This window comes from Arthrobacter sp. BC5 (genome assembly GCF_056680255.1).
Genome location: NZ_JBWXPX010000002.1, coordinates 95,492 through 111,059 on the forward strand (window position 1 = coordinate 95,492; position 15,568 = coordinate 111,059).

The window sequence follows — 15,568 nt, forward strand, 5'->3', positions numbered from 1 at the left end:
TAACCAAATGGCTGATAGCTGCTCTTCAATGCGTTCAGGCAGGTAGGAGTGCCAGAACGTGGGTGCTAGCCGAGGACGGACAACAGTTCCTCGCAGGCTTTTTCGCAGCGGCGGCAGGCTTCGGCGCAGATACGGCAGTGCTCGTGCATCTCGGCGTGCTGTTCACACTCATCCGCGCAGGCTTTGCACGCGGTACGGCAGGCCTCCACGATGCTGCGGGTGATATTCCCGTCATACCCGGTGTGGCGAGACAGAACGTTGCCCGTGGTCGAGCAGATATCAGCGCAGTCCAGATTGGTTCGGATGCATTTGGTGAGCTCGGCGACCATGTCCTCACTGAGGCAGGCATCGGCACAGGCGGTACAGGTCTGGGCACACTCGAAGCAGGCTTGGATGCACTCTGCGAGTTTGGCCCGGTCCACTCCCCCCAAATCCTTGGGGTAGGTGTCGAGCATGGACGTCACGTGGTGTGTCATGGGTTTTCTCCTTGTTCAGGGTGTGGCAACAAGAGTGTTCGGGGCACAAGAGTCGGCCACAGGGGGTGCGCTTCGTTCTCTTGCCCGGGCGCGCAAATAGCCGGACATGGGCGGCGTGAAGCCGCGGTAGGGTCTGTGTTCCCGTCGTGAGGTGCCGGCCGGGCGGGCTTATGTCCGACTAATCGATAGGGCAGTCAGCGACGGGGCGAGGTGGTCGCGTCTCTCCTGCCAGGCATGGGACACCCAAAGGGGCAATGAGCCTGCATGCGCCGGAAACGATGTGACCTCCAGAACGGAGACGGCCCCCTGCTCACTCAGCACCGCTCCTTGCGGAGGCATAACTCCCTGCGGCGTACTGACTTGTTGCTCACAACAGGGATGCACTGATTTCAGGTTCTCGAGCGCGTCACTTGTAACAGCCTCGCTAGTGGACGCTGGAGTCTCCCGGACAGGGAGGTCCGTGACGTCTGCGGACATGCGCGTACCGGCCGGTGAACTGTCATGACTCATTTGCAGGCACATAGCTGCTGCTGCTGAGGTCGTGAAGGACACCAGCAGTGACAAGGTCAGCACAATCTGCACCACCGTGCGTGCGGTGGTGCCCATGATGCCTCGTACTGGCCTTGAGATTACTGACCCCTTCCAGTCCTGCTGTGTGCTACACAATTCACCCTAACGAAGGACTAAGCACGCTGACTAGCGCAGCCGTAGTGAGAGCGAAAGAGCACCCACCGGTCGTTCTCGACCCGCTGCCGTCCTTGCCCGAACACCACCGACGTTACCGCAGCAGTGAGGTTGTCATACCGGATGTGTCGGGTCGGGACCCCGCCCAGAACAGCGAACGCGTTAATATGTCCCTCGAGGAACGCCTCCTGCGCCTGCGTCGGATACACCCGGTGAACGGCCTTCCCGGAGTGGGAGAGCCGATAGACAAACATGCGGCACTTCGTCTTCACCCCGTTCAGGACGACCCAGACCTCACCGAAGTCCACCTCGACCTCCGCACCCGGTGCGTGTTCCTGCGGGATGAACACCTCCACCCTGCGGCCGGCCTCGACGTCGGTCTCCGCGCGGCGGATCTGGACGTAGTCCCGCACCGTGGAATACGACAGCTCCGTGGCCCCGTGCTCGTCGATCAGCCGGGCAAGAACCCTGCGGGCGGTATGGCGTTGCTTCCGCGGCGCGGTCGTGTCCTCGACGAGCATCGCGTCGATCGCAGGCTTGAACGCATCCAATCGTGGAGAGGAACGTACCGGGACCTTCCGCGGTGGAGGAACCGGACTCGCCAATGCTTGACGGACAGTGTCCCGACCAACCTGATACCGCCGAGCCACTCACGAATCGAGGCACCCTCGACTCGGTCATCTCTGCGAATGCTGGCGAACAGTTCCATACGCAACCTCATCCGAACCTCCACGAGCTCGTCCCATTAGATGGAACAAGAGTGAAGGTGGTCCTGAATCAAACCGTCACAAGGAGTCGGTGAGTCTTCGGTGGTACTGACTCAAACCGTCCTAGTGGTCTCAGATGAGGCTGTCACAGTCAATCGTGTGCACGCGGTGGTCCGGGCGCGATACCTGGTAACCCGCTCACCTCTGGCACCCCGACCTAGGGGGGGTATATGTTTGCCGGAAGCGGCAAGAGCGGAAGGAGGGGTGGTTTGATGAAAAATCCCATGGAAACTCCTTCCCCGTTGGCCAGTACGGCGGGGGTGCTGGCGTGCTTGGGTTGGACGCTCCGCCTGCTCACTCTCCTCGGCGGAGTGCTAGTGATGCACCTCGGGATTGGTCCGAGCCTAATCGCTGCTAGTGACTCGGTTACGTACCATGCTCCTGTCAGTCCGACGAACGCGGCTGAACCACCGATGTTCATCGGTACTCCTCCGCGCGCCGAAGTGATGGTCGCTGCGCTGAGTTACACAACCCTTCTCAATGCAACCGGTGATATAACGCCGGTACGTAGCGACACAACGGTCGCAAGCTTCCCGGATTGGAGCGAGACCGGCCAACAGTCTTCTCATCCGTCGTTGTGTGGTGCCACCTGTTCGTCACATCATTTAATGCTTGACGCGGTGTGCATGATCGCTCTCCTGATTCTCGGCGCCGCGACGTTCTTTTGGCTTTGCTCCGTCCTCAAGGCCCGGAAGGCCCACGAGGTTCCGCTACGTTTCTCATTGCTGACACTCAGCCCGAGTTCCACACCTCAGCCGGTTTCCCTACTTCAGCTCTCCATTAGCCGCACATAGACAGGTGTGGGTCCTTTACCTGACCCTGCAGCTCCACCCGGCAGTGACCAAACCATGCCTGCGCTAGTTCTGCTGACACACTGTCGCCGACGAACGACACTGATGCCGAACCGGAAAAGCACCCGCCGCTGCCAGTTTCATGACCGAGACAGCTGTCGGAGCGGCAGCAGACGACGACCTGTCCCTCAACCGGGTATGCGCGAAGACCTTGGCACCAGGTCCTCCTTCTTGTGACTCCCACTACGACTGGACTCACCCACATCCAAACCCCTCGGACTCTGAGCCGTGGTGAGTACCGGTACGGGTAGTACCTCAATGATGTTGAACCAAGCCAACTCGCTCATGGCAGATCGCTCCTGCATCGATCCGAACCGCAGGCAAGCACCTTGTTCCGCCTCAACGGGGCGTCCTAACGACTACACAGCAGTTCAGTCCATACACTTCCACACACTCGTCTCTTGAATGCCAAACCATGATGTAGCTAGTTACCCGTAGGACAAGAAATGAACTTTTTTACATCCGACGCCTTCCTCATGGCCCTGGCCAAGGACTATCACCGGGCTAGGCAAATAGAATTCAACCTATACGAAGCACAGGGAAGGCAGGTGCGCCTTGTCAAAATAAACAATAATAGGACATTAACGACCGGCCCATTCTACGACTATGTCGAAACATTCCCACTCGAGGGAGAGGGACTACAAAGAATCGACTATATTCCGAAGATCGTCGCTTCCACTATCACCCTTGGCGACCAACACTCGACTGAACCAATGCCTCCTACCAGTCAAGAACCTGCACCTTTTGTAGATTGGTCACGATTCTCGACGTGGGATGAGTACTTGATCCTAGTCAAGAAGCGCAATAAGGGGGTAATCCAGGATCAACGTCGGCGGCGTGCGAGGTTAGCGGAAGCACACGGGGAACCTGTTTTTACCTTCAACAACCCGCGGATCAGCGCCCTCAATACCTGCCTTGCTTGGAAGGTTCAGCAGTACGAAGGCGGGCACGAAACACTCGAGAATACCCGGACAGTTAATATGTTGCGGGGCTTATTCGAAAGTGGGCATCTTGTCGTGTCGACTCTAGAAGTGGCTGACAAGTATGTTGCGGTCCAGGCTGGCTTTTTAACGCAGAGCGAGTATTTAGATCTCATTCCTGCATATGACCCTGCTTTCGGGAAGTACGGAGTCGGCAAGGAGCTACTGTTGCGCACTCTGGAATCCAGCTTTCACTTGGGGCACAAGAGATTCGACTTTCTGCAAGGAGGCGAGTCTTACAAATGGCCTTTGTCAACACATGTACGTCTCATTGAGAGTTATGGAAGGCCATCGTGGACTCATCGTACCTTCAGTGCCTTTGAGCGACTTGCCAAGCAGTCATTACTGGCAGCATCTCCGCGCCTCTTTCACCGCGTAAAACGAACCATAATATTCGGACGTCAGTCTTTAACCAGTCTAACGAGCAAGACGGGGCGCTGACGTCCGTCATCTTGTCTGCGTGCGCTGTCTAAGACAGTAGCAGGGTGAAGCATTAGAGACCTCAACATCCCTGCACGAGATGCAGGGACCGGGGAGGAAAGACGGCTGCAGCCATAAGTGTCCCCACTCAACGCACAGCTCGGCTTGTCGAATTCAAAGCAGTACGCACGTATTCATCGTTCTCTCAACAACCAAAACTTCACCGTTACCCATCCGATTTCTAAGGATAAAGTATGCGCTCTGCTGAAGCTGCAGGAAAAAGACGATTGGTTGGCGTGGACGCAGCACGAGGTCTGGCACTTATCGGCTTAATGGTCGTCCACGTCCTCCCTCCCGCGAACGATAGTGGCGAGCCTACTTTCCTGTGGTTGGTGTTTGCCGGACATTCCGCTTCCTTATTCGCGCTGCTGGCTGGCGTGTCACTCGCGTTCGCATCCGGAGCACACATTCCCGCTCAAGGTGCAGCATTAAGAACAGCCCGCGTATCCATAGCCATTCGAGCTTCCCTCATCACACTCTTAGGGCTTTCACTCGGCCACGTTGGGACGCCAGTATCTATAATACTGGCCTACTACGGCGTGATGTTTCTACTGGCAACCCCACTGCTCAGTCTTTCGGTTTGGGTACTAGCAATTTTTGCCGCGGGGATGGCAGTGGCCGGCCCTATCCTGGTCCAGGCACTGCGGGAATCCCTACCTGAACATGGCTCCAACCCTACGTTCACAATGCTTCTCTCAGAGCCCGCGGTGTTAATAAGCCAACTGCTGCTAACAGGAGTTTATCCCGTTTTACCCTACATGACGTATATTTGTGCTGGACTGGCCATTGGGCGTCTTGACATCGGGTCGCACGTTATACAAGTTCGTATGCTTGTTTCCGGGCTTTTGTTAGCTGTCAGCACATGGCTGATTTCCGCACTACTGCTAGGCCCATTGAACGGTATGAACAGGTTGTATAAGTCAACACCGTTCCTCAGTATGGAGTCGATCGACCAGACGCTGGTATGGGGGCCAGAGGGACATCTTCCTGTCACCTCCCTTTGGTGGCAGTTGATCCTTGCACCTCACTCCACTACGGCTCTAGAAAAGCTGAATACTGTTGGTACCTCCATGGCCGCCTTAGGGGCAGTCCTTCTTTTTGCCCGCTTCGCGGCCTCGACACTAAAACCACTGTCAGCCCTAGGGTGCATGACTTTGACCTTGTACTCAGCTCATTTGATTATCTTGGCGACTGGATTCCTCGCGAACCAACCCGGTAGTTCGCTTATTATCCAGGTTGCTATCGCAATCATCTTTGCCCTGCAGTGGGGCCGGTCGCATGCTTACGGTCCGCTCGAGGGCCTTATCGCCGCACTCATAAAACGGACTCGAACCCGCCTGTCAGGCAACACGTAGATCGAGGTCAAACCTCTCAACTAGGTGATTTTAGTGGTGTAGGGGTAGTGATCTTGTTAGTGCCAATACAAGCCTTGTTAAACAAGGCTTGTATTGCAATCCTTGTTTAACAAGGCTTAGGCAGCCCAGCGCAGCGAGTAGTCGGCGTGGTTCCGCCAAGGAAGTGCCAGCAACTCGAGAATCGTGCGCATGCAGTCCTGCTCCCCTGCCGGTTCGTAGTCCCAGTCGACGCTCTGCACATAGGCGACCAGGCGCTGCTTCGCGGCACAGTCCGCAATGACCTTCTCGGGGCTCTGATTCATGTTGTGGCAAGCCAGCGGATCCAGCAGCAGCTCGTTTCCGGCGACGTCGACGGACCGGCCCGCGTCGGCCGCGTGACAGTTTCTAGTGTGAGCGCCGAGGATACCGCCGGCGCCTGGGTCGTGAAGTGCCTGGTAGGCGAGGTCGTGGTCTTCGGCAACGCGGGCAAGGATGAAGGCGGCGAGCTCGTCCATCCGACGAGCCTACGATCCCATGCTGCGGTTCTGCAGCGGCGTATCGCCTACTACATCAGACCCATTTACTCATCGGAGTATTTGAGTAAATGAGTCTGGTGCCGCCACCTCTCCCCTGCCGCGGCAGCTCGCGGGCCGCTTCCTAACAATCGAATTTGTGTTCTATTTTTAAGCTGCACGAGCGACGGCAAAGGATCAGGACGGCACGGACGATGACAACGCAACCAGTCGACAGGACACACACCACGGCCCCGAAACAGGACGAGCCGGGCTCGGCTGCGGCGGCCTGGCATGTGCTGGACGAGGTTGCTGACGTCCGGTTCCTGCCCTCGGGATTGCCGTTGGCGCTCCGGTGGCGGGGCTGCCTGTGGCAGGTCATCGGGGAACCGGCGCCGTGGTCCAGCTCGAGCAACTGGTGGGAACCCTCCACCACTCCCCCGGGCAGCCCTGGCGGTAGTGGCAGCATGCTCACGACGAGGTTCTGGCGGTTCCAGGCACAGACCGGCCCGGCGTCGCCGGTGCTCGAGTTCGACATGAGCGCGGATCCGCGGTGGCAGGACTGGCGGCTGCGCCGCGTCGCCGGCGTCGACGGGTTCTGAGCCGGCGATAGACGGGTCATGGCCGTCTCGTGGGTGGGTCCAAAAGATACGGCAAGCATTACGCCAGGCTGATGGACGAGCGGATCGAGGAGTTCGTCATGCGCGAGGAGTTGATCATGCTCACCGCGGCCGAGCTCGACGTCGAGAACTGCCGGCCCACCGACTTCCCGGAACCACGACGGGTGTACGCCTGGGTACGCTACCCCTCCAAAGCCATCCGCGTTCAGGCGCATGCGATCGCGTACACGAGAACCGCGGTGAAGATCCGATTCCTCGAACCTCTCACCAAGATTTAGCGCGAGGGCTGGGTGTGGCTGAGTACCATCACCCCCGCACCCGATAGGGGGGTGCTGAAGGTTCAGTTGACTCGTGGGTTTAGGCCGCGAGTTCGACGGCTGGTTTCATGATCGTCTCGTATTCGATCGGGGTGAGTCTACCGAGGCGTCGTTGGCGTCGCCTGCGGTGGTAGGTTCGCTCAATCCAGGTCACGATGGCGAGGCGGAGGTCCTCGCGGGTGACCCACCGGCGGGTATCCAGGACGTTGTTCTGGAGCAAGGAGAAGAACGACTCCATGGCGGCGTTGTCGCCGCAGGCGCCGACCCTGCCCATCGAGCCGACCAGACCATTGTTCGCCAAGGCCCGCACGAACTTCTTTGACCGGAATTGGCTACCTCGATCCGAATGGACGATCGTCCCGACCGGATCACGGCGCGCCATGGCCATCCGCAGCGCCGAGACCGCAAGGGACGCTTTCATCCTTGAGTCGATGGAGTAGCCCACGATGCGGTTGAGTAGACGTCTTTGATCGCACACAGGTAGAGCTTGCCGGCGTTCGTGCGGTGCTCCGTGATGTCGGTTAACCACAGCTGGTTCGGTGCTGTTGCGGTGAAGTCGCGCTGAACCCGGTCATCGTGCACCGGCGGGCCGGCTTTGCGGTTCAGGCCGCGCTTCTTGGCGAAGGCACTCCACAGCCGCTGCTGGGAGCACAGCCGCCAGATGCGCCGCTCGGACGCGGTGAAGCCCTGCTCAGTGAGCTCGTCAGCAATGAACCGGTAGCCGAAGGCCGGGTCATCGCGGTGGGCATCGACCGCGGCGTTGATCAGGTGCGCCTCGTCCCACACGCGGTCACTGACAGGGTTCTTCTCCCAGGCGTAGAACGCCTGCTTTGAAAAGCCAAGTACCCGGCAGGTCACCGCCACCGGCACCCGGATCAGGGCATCGGTGGCGGCCAACTCACGGACCAGCGGGTACATCAATTTTTTGGCAGGTTCGCCTGGGACAGATACGCCGCCGCTCGGCGCAGCACCTCGTTCTCCTGCTCGAGCAGGCGCATCCGCTTCTTCAGGGTGCGAATCTCGGCGGCCTCGGCATCGGTGGTGCCGGCGGCGATTCCGTCCTCGACATCGGCCTTGCGTAACCAGTTATGCAGCGTCGCCTCGCTGATCCCGAAGTCCTTCGCGATCTGAGCCAGCGGCGCCTCATGCTTCCGAGCGACCGCCACGACATCACGGCGGAACTCGACGGGGTAGGGCTTAGACATGGTGTTCATCCTTCCACCAAGGACGTACAAATCCTCAGAGATCAGAAGTCAACCAAACCTTCAGCACCCCCTAGCGATAGCGATAATGATGATGCGAAGCGTGCTTAGTGTCATTCGCGCTAGAGTTAGTGACAGGGGAATCAGTAATCACACCCACAATTTTCAGGAGTAGGACAATGGCGCAGCGCGTTCAGGTGGAACTGGTTGACGATCTCAATGGTGAAGTAGCGGACGAAACCGTGCGCTTCGGTATCGACGGCACCGAGTACGAAATCGATCTGACGACGGAGAACGCGGAAAAGCTCCGCTCAACTCTGTCCGAGTACGCCGACAAGGCCCGGAAGGCGAAAACTGGCCGGCGCGGACAGGGCGGGCAGAGCTCACCGTCATCGTCGCCGAGTAAGTCCAAGCGGGAAGAAACCCAGAAGATCCGCCAGTGGGCCCAAGACAACGGACACAACCCCAGCTCCCGCGGACGCATCACCCAGTCCATCATCGACGCCTACAACCAAGCCCACTAGAACCTGACCTAACGGTTATTCGACTGGCCGGGGACAGTGGCGGGACTAGACGATCTGACCTCGGAAGCGGACGAGCGATGGGCGAAAGCCGAACGGTACGCCCGCGGCTTCGGCGACAACGACATGGGCGAAGCCCTGCGGATCTACTACACCCGCTACTTCCCCGCCGCCGTCATCCAGTACGCCATCACCCTGGCCATCATTACCCCCACCTCCTGTACTACGGGTCTCCGAACTGGTCGCTGATGCTGCAGGGCGGCGCCGCTCTTTGGTTTCCTCGCGTCGGTCTCGTCGCGGTGATCGCCGGGCTGATGTATAACGCCAGGCGGGGCGTAACGGCCGGTACCAGCGGTCATCCATCTGTGGGCGGGTGGAGCCCGAAGGGTGGAGCTCAAAGCCGTCCACCTGTGGGTGAGCCTTGGTGACTGCATCTTGCTGCCGGAGTATCTCTTGTTCCCTATGTGGAACTCCCGGTACAGTGGATACCGCAACGGGCACTAGCCCCGCGAAGTTAGCCTGGCAGTCTTCCGGATGGTATGACGAGCCAGGCTCGCGCATTTAAAGCCGGCGCACCTCGCCGATGAGAGGCTCCGCCTCGGCCCGCCACGTTCCACCCTTCTGGAAGCACCAGGCGACGGCGTCACCTACCCAGAGCAGGGGCTCCTCAGTTCGGCGCATATGCCTGTATTCCATGTCCGTGTTTCCGCGGGCTTTCAGTTCAGCGTGAATGATCCGCCGGTCCGCGACTGCGAGGGAGTCGTCCTGCTCGAGTACGAGGCGTTCTGCCTTGGCGTCGCACAGGTCCTGAATCAGAGCTCCCAGACAAGCAGGCCGGGCAATCTTGTCGGGTTGGCCCGTGACGACATACACGACGGTCTTCACACCGGTCAGGGCTGCGCCTTTGAGAAACGCACGTCTCGTCGCATCTCTTTCACTGTTGAAGTGAATTGCTGAGCTTCCCCTTGTACCGAAGGCTCCTGATCGCCGAACGCGTCGTGGTGACGTCCGCCGGTGAGATGACCGCGGCCGCGATGTAATAGCTGCCTGCCTTGGACTCATCCACGAAGACGTGAGAGCGGCGCGGCAGATCGAAAGGCATGCACCCGACCCTACCGGCGGCGAACCTCACCTCCTCGACCCCCGGACGGCGTCCTGCACGTGGCAGACACACCCATAGGTAATTGCGCCAGAACCGAACTCGGCATCGTCATATTCCGCCTTCTGCCTGTCCCGGAAGTGCTCCCACACGGTACAACTGTCCGTGAAGGCCCTGGTCGTCTACGTGTTTCCCCCATTCACGTAGCCTCCCCGGGGCCTTCTTCATTCATCATCAGAAGCACCGCACGGTGGCGGCGGTTTGGAATCGCCGGCTAGTTCGTTGAGCTCGCCATTCTTGTAGATCCTGATGACGTCCTACCAGTCCACAGGCTCCGCGGCCGGTGCAGCGGACAGCGGGAGATCCCGTATCTGCGATGTCCACCCCATTCCTTTGACGTGCGTGCCCCCATCGTGAGCGGAAGCATCCAATTAAACCAAGCACGGCCGGAGCCCGCCCCCTCCCCACACAGGTGAGGAGCCGACGGGCTCGCGGGGCTGAAGCCAAGGGAGTACACAGACCATCACTCGTTAGCCAGACACTGCACACAGCGGCCTACGCCTCCACACGTACACGGATACGCGTGTCCACGGAAAAACAGAAACACAGATCAGCGTGATCACGTTCACTGACATGTCACCTGGCACTGATAGCTTGCCCGAATGAATGAGCTGCTGCCCGAACTACGCACCGCCCGCCCCGAGGATCTGTCCGATCGGGCGGGGTTCGACGAGCAGTTCCTCGGCCGACGCGTTCCCATCCCAACGCTGGATGGCGGCGAGACCGTGCTGCTGGCGTACACGCACTTTTCGGTCCTGATGCGCCTGGATAAGCGCCTCGCCGCGATCACCGCGCTCGGCATTGACGGCCAGAAACTGATGGATCTTGACCGGTCCGGGATTGATTGGCGCCTGGACCCGCGCCTGGCCGAGGACCAGCAGACCGGGGAAAGGGTCTACGCGCGGAACGATATTGACCGCGGGCACCTCGTCCGCCGCGCCTCCGCTGTCTGGGGCGACACCCCGGCCGAAGCAGCCCAGGCGAACGAGGACACCTTCCACTACACCAACGCCGCCCCGCAGGCCGCGAAGTTCAACCAGGGCCTCGAGCTGTGGCTCGGCTTGGAAACCTACCTACTGGACAACGCCGCCGACCACGGTCGGCGGCTGATCGTGTTCACCGGGCCCGTCTTCAGCGAGAGTGATCCCGTGTACCGGGGCGTGGACGTCCCCTTGCGATTCTTCAAAGTCGCCGTGTTCCTCAACCACGGGTCCCTCGCCGCGACCGGGTACATCGTGGATCAGACACCACAGCTCAAGGACCTCCCCGACATCCCCCACCCCGGGGCCATCAACGAGAACACAGCTGACAACCCTGGTGGCGGTACCGGTGGTGATGATGCTCCCCCACTGGGGCCTTTCCGCACCTTCCAGGTCCCCATCCGCGACATCGGGGACCTCACAGGGCTCGACCTCACACAACTCAGCGCCGTGGACCGGATGCCCATCGCCTCCGCCCTACCGACGGCCAGGATCACCTCGACCTGGCGGGAACTCACCAGCCCCGAGGACCTCGACCTGGACTTCGCCCCCAACAACTAAAAGCACGGCACGGGGACCATTCGGTCCCGGTGCCCGGTCCACTAGCAATAGACATCAGGCGGTGGTCGTGTTCCAGCCCGCCAGGACACTGTCGAGGCGCTGCCATCGGTCCGCGCGCAGAATTCCCTTTCGAGACCAGGTCCGCTGCCGGCCGAGCCAGATGGCCAGCACCTTTTCCTCCGGGCGGCGCACGGGGTCATAGATCGGGTACCGGCCGGCATCAGCCCGGAACTGCCGGACCTCCTCCAGGCGTACCACCCATAACTCGTCGGCGTTGCCGCGCCGGACACCGGCCCACTCCCCCACCCTGTCTAGGGCATCCACCTTGTCCTGAATGAGCCTGCCGGCGCGGTGTTGCCGGCGCTGGGTTTCCAACCACCGGTACAGCATCTTCGCCTCATCGCTGTCGTTCTGGGCTGGCATCCCGCCGTGCTCCCGCACATAGGCGGCGAAGACGTTGTAACGCTCCCACCACACCTGCTCCCGATTCCGCAGGTACTCACCCTTGTTCCTACCCGGTGCTGGCTGGTCGTGGATCATCCAGCACTGCCCGAACCAATCCGGACGCAGGCCCGCCTGCTTTTCAACCGCCCGGTGGACGCGGCGCACATCAACCCTGCACCACGCAGCAATCACAGCCGGTGACACGCCACGGGAGTATATGAACAGCCATTCCTGCTTGTTCTCACACGCTCCGGCCGGGTACTCCCCCACGGCAAGGATCAAATCATCAAACCTCATCGGCCTCATGGCCCCAGCTCGACCCACCCAGTTGGTAGTCGGCATTGTGTCGCGAAAGAACCGCGGGCAGGTTGAACAACCCGGTCAGCGAACCCTCCACGATCTTGCCCCCTGCCTGCTCACAACCGAACCCCTTTGGCGTCGCCGCCTACGAACAACCCCTCCCCCAGCGATATGTCTGCGCCGACCGGCTCAACTATTCGCTGCTTATCCTCGTCAACGCGGGTGACAAGAAAGCTGCTGAGCTGGTCCGTCGCCTCACCGGTGCTACAAGGACTCATGAGTGCGAGCCTAACCAGCAGCGCCTATACAACTCCGAATCCCGACGCGAATGCCTTCCGGGGCGGATGCGCCCCCACGACCACAGGACCACCAAACGCGGCAACCCAGACCACTCCCCAGAGACCCTGCGGCAGATCCGCGCGATGATCGACGAGCAGCTCGAGGCAGAGCCTTCACCGGCCCTGTAGTCGCCAGCACGTCAAAACCCCGGCCTCACCGCCGGGGCTTCTTCGTATCCGGGATTGCCCTACTTCGCCGGCTCACGCTCTCACGGCATGGCCACGCCGACGCTCCACTGCGAAGTCGCAGCGCCCGCAGGCCGCCCACAGCGAGTCATTCCAGCCCCTCCCCCACAGCTTCGAGCAAACGCTCCCCACGCGGCCGGTCCATCTACTCAGAGGTAGCCGAACCATCGCACTTCCCGAACCTCGGAAGTTCGGTACTACCGACGGCCACCGGCAGCACGATACTGGAAGGCGCTCCCGAACTTCCGCAGTTCGTAACCTCCGACTCCATTGTCTTCTAAACTCCGGAAGTCCGGCAGTACGGGCGCGGATGTCTGCACCGAGGCGAGCTTCCAGGCCCCCCCATTGGGGTCAGCCAGGTCAAGAAGCACCGGGGTTTGTTCCTTACGAACTTCCGAAGTTCGGCAGTATTGACGTCCAACTCTTGTCTCCGTGCAGCCTTCCGCAGCTCGGCAGTTCGGAGCTTCCAGACTCAGAGAGATTCGGGGTCCGCGTCTTCCGGACTTCGGAAGTTTGGCCGAACCTGCGGCTCGACCCTGTACCGGCACGAGACACCAGCCCTCGGCCGTTCGTAACCACCAGGGTCAGGATGTCCCGGCGATCGGTGCTTCCGAACGTCGGGAGTTCGGCAATGTGCACCTGCAACCGCCCCGGACCTCAACTTGGCAATCAGTGAACACCTGAATCGGAAAGTTCCGAGTCTTGGTCCTTCCGGACTCTCGGACTTCCGGAGTTCGGTAGCACGGGCAACAATAGACCCGATCGAGCGAAACACCAGCGCTCAGCAAATCATCACCACCAAGGCCAGGCGTGCCCACGCTTCGGATCTTTCGAACTTCCGAAGTCTGGCGGTTCGACACTCGAGCAAGTATCGGTAGAGAGCCCCAGACTTCGGAAGTATGCGACCATCGGAGCCTGCCCCGCCGGAGTCCGGTCGTTCCGGAGTCCGGAAGTTCGGCAGTGGTGAGGCCACCCACAGCTCAGCTGTCCAAGCTTCCGCACCTCGCCAGTCAGCCACCCACGAGTCGACCAAGCCCGTCCTTCCGAGACTCCGGACTCAGTAACTCCGGAACTTCGGCAGTGCTTCCGCCCTTACCGCGACACTTGGCCGCCAGCCTTCGAAGCCCGGGAGCCTGATGGTGCAGCGCCCGGTCCAGCCGAAGTACCGACCTGCCGAAGTACCGACTTTCCGAACTTCGGAAGTTCGGGCTGACGGTTGTGGCTCATGTGCGCGTAGGATCTCGCTACGACCTCGGACGTTCGGAACTCCCGTAGTTCCCAAATTCGGTACTCCGGACTTCCGTAAGTACGAACCTACAGACTCCGGTACGTCGGAACTCACCGGCGGTTCTTCCGGGATGGGGGAGGAGTCCACTGGTAAGTTGGGTCCGTTAGCTTGCCGGCTGACAGATGGAACTCTGTAAGTTCCGTACCTTGGGTGGCCCTGTGGCCGCTTCATCTAATGCACGCAGATTCCTACTGCAGCCGGGCCATTTGTCATTGCAGCGAAGGATCCGTGCGACATGAGAGTTGTCTCTGTCATCAACCAAAAGGGCGGCGCCGGTAAGTCCACGACCGTCATGAACCTGGCGTCGGTGGTCGCCGAGCACTCACGCGTGCTCGTCGTGGACGTTGATCCGCAGCTGTCCGTCACCTCGTGGGCGACCACGGCGGAAGAACTTCCTGATGACCGCCGGCTGCCTTTCGACGTCGTCGCGGAGACGGACGTGGAGGTCCTCGCTCAGCTACGCGGTGCGGATTACGACACGATCTTCGTCGACACTCCCGGAAACCTGGAGAACATGGCAGTCCTGAAGGCCGTCGTGGCCAATTCGGACTTCGTGATCCTGCCGACCGAGCCAACGGCACTGGCCATGTTGCCTCTGGTCAACACGTTCAAGAGCATTGTCGAGCCAGGGGGAGTGGACTACCGGGTCGTCATTACGAAGGTCGACTCGCGGTCCCTGGTCGATGCCACGGACGCCCAGGACGAGCTGCGCGACGCCGGCCTGAAGGTCTGCAAGTCGTATGTGCGGTCCTACAAGGTGCACGAGCGTGCGCCGCTTACCGGTCAGGTCGTGACCACTTATGACAAGACGCGGGCGGCCGAAAAGGCCGGCGCGGACTACAAGGACGTTGCCCGGGAGCTCTTGAGCATCTGGGCCAACCAGGAGACGAGGTAAATCATGGCGGTCAAGAAGGGGTTGAAGGGGCTGCTGAACCAGGGCAGCCAGGAAATGCTTGCCGCCATGCAGCGCGACCAGCAGGACGAGGCACATCGCAGCACGGGTAGGGAAGTGGGGCCCACTCTGCCCATAGCCGCGGCGGCCGGGCCGTCGTCAGCAGTCGCTACGGCGGTCCAGGAGCCATCAGCAGCCCGGCCGGCGGCCCAGGCGGTTCCCGAGCCCGTTGAGCCCGCCCCGGGGCCAGCTCCTCGCGCTCAGCAGGAGCCTGTTCCGGCGGCGCCCAAGCAGGCGGCTCCGCAGCCCGAGAAGGCTGCGGGGGAGCGGGCGACAGCGGCGGAGCCCAAAGCCGCGAAAAAGCCGTCGTGGGAGGAAATGGACCGCAAGGAGGTCCGTGTCTACGGGGACCAGGTGCTGGCTCTGACGACGCTCCGCATGAAGATCAACAAGGGGAAGAAGGGCCCGGAACGCATCACGGACAACACCCTGATTCGTACCGCCATCGACCTGCTGTTGCAGCACCAGGACGAGCTCGGGGGAGTGACGGAGAACGAGATCCGCGCTTCTTGTGGCCTCGACCCGCGCTATTGACCTACAGAACTACGGAGTACCGAACTTCCGAAGCTCGGACCCCACTCCCGCGCCTGACACCTCGCACCTTCCAAACTCTGTA

At 60.7% G+C, this 15,568-nt stretch carries 14 protein-coding genes and 2 pseudogenes; 9 read left to right on the top strand and 7 right to left on the bottom strand.

Going from position 1 to position 15,568, the window contains the following annotated elements; genetic code table 11:
* Positions 1-65 precede the first annotated feature (65 nt).
* The gene (locus tag AC1MFI_RS18010) at positions 66-476 is read right to left on the bottom strand and encodes a four-helix bundle copper-binding protein (protein ID WP_479821096.1); all 411 of its coding nucleotides are present in this window, start codon (positions 474-476) and stop codon (positions 66-68) included.
* Between the two features lie 704 nt (positions 477-1,180).
* Positions 1,181-1,881 (bottom strand): annotated as a pseudogene (istA, locus tag AC1MFI_RS18015) (IS21 family transposase); the annotation flags it as partial.
* A 1,343-nt stretch (positions 1,882-3,224) separates the two neighbouring features.
* On the opposite strand from istA, the gene AC1MFI_RS18020 reads away from it, so the two are divergent.
* Positions 3,225-4,199 (top strand): GNAT family N-acetyltransferase, encoded by a 975-nt coding sequence (locus AC1MFI_RS18020; RefSeq protein ID WP_479821097.1) that lies wholly within the window; start codon positions 3,225-3,227, stop codon positions 4,197-4,199.
* A gap of 233 nt (positions 4,200-4,432) precedes the next feature.
* Positions 4,433-5,593, top strand: a complete 1,161-nt coding sequence (locus AC1MFI_RS18025) for a heparan-alpha-glucosaminide N-acetyltransferase domain-containing protein (protein WP_479821098.1) — start codon at positions 4,433-4,435, stop codon at positions 5,591-5,593.
* A gap of 116 nt (positions 5,594-5,709) precedes the next feature.
* Here AC1MFI_RS18025 and AC1MFI_RS18030 read toward each other — a convergent pair whose 3' ends face one another.
* Positions 5,710-6,087: a DUF6221 family protein gene (locus AC1MFI_RS18030; RefSeq protein ID WP_479821099.1), complete on the bottom strand. Its 378-nt coding sequence runs from the start codon at positions 6,085-6,087 to the stop codon at positions 5,710-5,712.
* A gap of 212 nt (positions 6,088-6,299) precedes the next feature.
* Between AC1MFI_RS18030 and AC1MFI_RS18035 the strand changes: the two genes are divergently transcribed.
* Together AC1MFI_RS18035 and AC1MFI_RS18040 are read left to right on the top strand one after the other, a co-directional pair.
* A complete protein-coding gene (locus tag AC1MFI_RS18035; protein WP_479821100.1) occupies positions 6,300-6,686 on the top strand; it encodes a hypothetical protein in 387 nt (128 codons plus the stop codon).
* A 71-nt stretch (positions 6,687-6,757) separates the two neighbouring features.
* A complete protein-coding gene (locus AC1MFI_RS18040) occupies positions 6,758-6,982 on the top strand; it encodes a hypothetical protein (RefSeq protein ID WP_479821101.1) in 225 nt (74 codons plus the stop codon).
* 79 nt (positions 6,983-7,061) lie between these two features.
* Here AC1MFI_RS18040 and AC1MFI_RS18045 read toward each other — a convergent pair.
* Positions 7,062-8,226 (bottom strand): annotated as a pseudogene (locus tag AC1MFI_RS18045) (IS3 family transposase).
* Positions 8,227-8,402: 176 nt separating this feature from the next.
* On the opposite strand from AC1MFI_RS18045, the gene AC1MFI_RS18050 reads away from it, so the two are divergent.
* A complete protein-coding gene (locus AC1MFI_RS18050; protein WP_479821102.1) occupies positions 8,403-8,747 on the top strand; it encodes a histone-like nucleoid-structuring protein Lsr2 in 345 nt (114 codons plus the stop codon).
* Positions 8,748-8,783: 36 nt separating this feature from the next.
* Positions 8,784-8,993, top strand: coding sequence for a hypothetical protein (locus AC1MFI_RS18055; protein ID WP_479821104.1), 210 nt, complete (start codon positions 8,784-8,786; stop codon positions 8,991-8,993).
* A gap of 312 nt (positions 8,994-9,305) precedes the next feature.
* Here AC1MFI_RS18055 and AC1MFI_RS18060 read toward each other — a convergent pair whose 3' ends face one another.
* Entirely contained in the window at positions 9,306-9,629 is a 324-nt protein-coding gene (locus AC1MFI_RS18060) for a hypothetical protein (RefSeq protein WP_479821105.1), read from the bottom strand.
* A 49-nt stretch (positions 9,630-9,678) separates the two neighbouring features.
* Entirely contained in the window at positions 9,679-9,846 is a 168-nt protein-coding gene (locus tag AC1MFI_RS18065) for a hypothetical protein (protein WP_479821106.1), read from the bottom strand.
* Positions 9,847-10,505: 659 nt separating this feature from the next.
* Here AC1MFI_RS18065 and AC1MFI_RS18070 point away from each other — a divergent pair.
* Positions 10,506-11,444 (top strand): DNA/RNA non-specific endonuclease, encoded by a 939-nt coding sequence (locus tag AC1MFI_RS18070; protein ID WP_479821107.1) that lies wholly within the window; start codon positions 10,506-10,508, stop codon positions 11,442-11,444.
* A gap of 54 nt (positions 11,445-11,498) precedes the next feature.
* On the opposite strand, the gene AC1MFI_RS18075 is transcribed toward AC1MFI_RS18070, so the two are convergent.
* Entirely contained in the window at positions 11,499-12,170 is a 672-nt protein-coding gene (locus AC1MFI_RS18075; protein WP_479821108.1) for a helicase associated domain-containing protein, read from the bottom strand.
* A gap of 2,065 nt (positions 12,171-14,235) precedes the next feature.
* Here AC1MFI_RS18075 and AC1MFI_RS18080 point away from each other — a divergent pair.
* Positions 14,236-14,895, top strand: a complete 660-nt coding sequence (locus AC1MFI_RS18080) for a ParA family protein (RefSeq protein ID WP_459279112.1) — start codon at positions 14,236-14,238, stop codon at positions 14,893-14,895.
* Positions 14,896-14,898: 3 nt separating this feature from the next.
* Entirely contained in the window at positions 14,899-15,486 is a 588-nt protein-coding gene (locus tag AC1MFI_RS18085) for a hypothetical protein (protein WP_479821109.1), read from the top strand.
* The last annotated feature ends 82 nt before the right edge of the window (positions 15,487-15,568 follow it).

What these genes read in the sequence shown, in the direction of transcription:
- AC1MFI_RS18010 (WP_479821096.1), bottom strand. Translation starts at nt 476, where the DNA reads ATGACACACCACGTGACGTCCATGCTCGACACCTACCCCAAGGATTTG.
- AC1MFI_RS18020 (WP_479821097.1), top strand. Translation starts at nt 3,225, where the DNA reads ATGAACTTTTTTACATCCGACGCCTTCCTCATGGCCCTGGCCAAGGAC.
- AC1MFI_RS18065 (WP_479821106.1), bottom strand. Translation starts at nt 9,846, where the DNA reads ATGCCTTTCGATCTGCCGCGCCGCTCTCACGTCTTCGTGGATGAGTCC.
- AC1MFI_RS18030 (WP_479821099.1), bottom strand. Translation starts at nt 6,087, where the DNA reads ATGGACGAGCTCGCCGCCTTCATCCTTGCCCGCGTTGCCGAAGACCAC.
- AC1MFI_RS18025 (WP_479821098.1), top strand. Translation starts at nt 4,433, where the DNA reads ATGCGCTCTGCTGAAGCTGCAGGAAAAAGACGATTGGTTGGCGTGGAC.
- AC1MFI_RS18035 (WP_479821100.1), top strand. Translation starts at nt 6,300, where the DNA reads ATGACAACGCAACCAGTCGACAGGACACACACCACGGCCCCGAAACAG.
- AC1MFI_RS18080 (WP_459279112.1), top strand. Translation starts at nt 14,236, where the DNA reads ATGAGAGTTGTCTCTGTCATCAACCAAAAGGGCGGCGCCGGTAAGTCC.
- AC1MFI_RS18050 (WP_479821102.1), top strand. Translation starts at nt 8,403, where the DNA reads ATGGCGCAGCGCGTTCAGGTGGAACTGGTTGACGATCTCAATGGTGAA.
- AC1MFI_RS18040 (WP_479821101.1), top strand. Translation starts at nt 6,758, where the DNA reads ATGGACGAGCGGATCGAGGAGTTCGTCATGCGCGAGGAGTTGATCATG.
- AC1MFI_RS18085 (WP_479821109.1), top strand. Translation starts at nt 14,899, where the DNA reads ATGGCGGTCAAGAAGGGGTTGAAGGGGCTGCTGAACCAGGGCAGCCAG.
- AC1MFI_RS18070 (WP_479821107.1), top strand. Translation starts at nt 10,506, where the DNA reads ATGAATGAGCTGCTGCCCGAACTACGCACCGCCCGCCCCGAGGATCTG.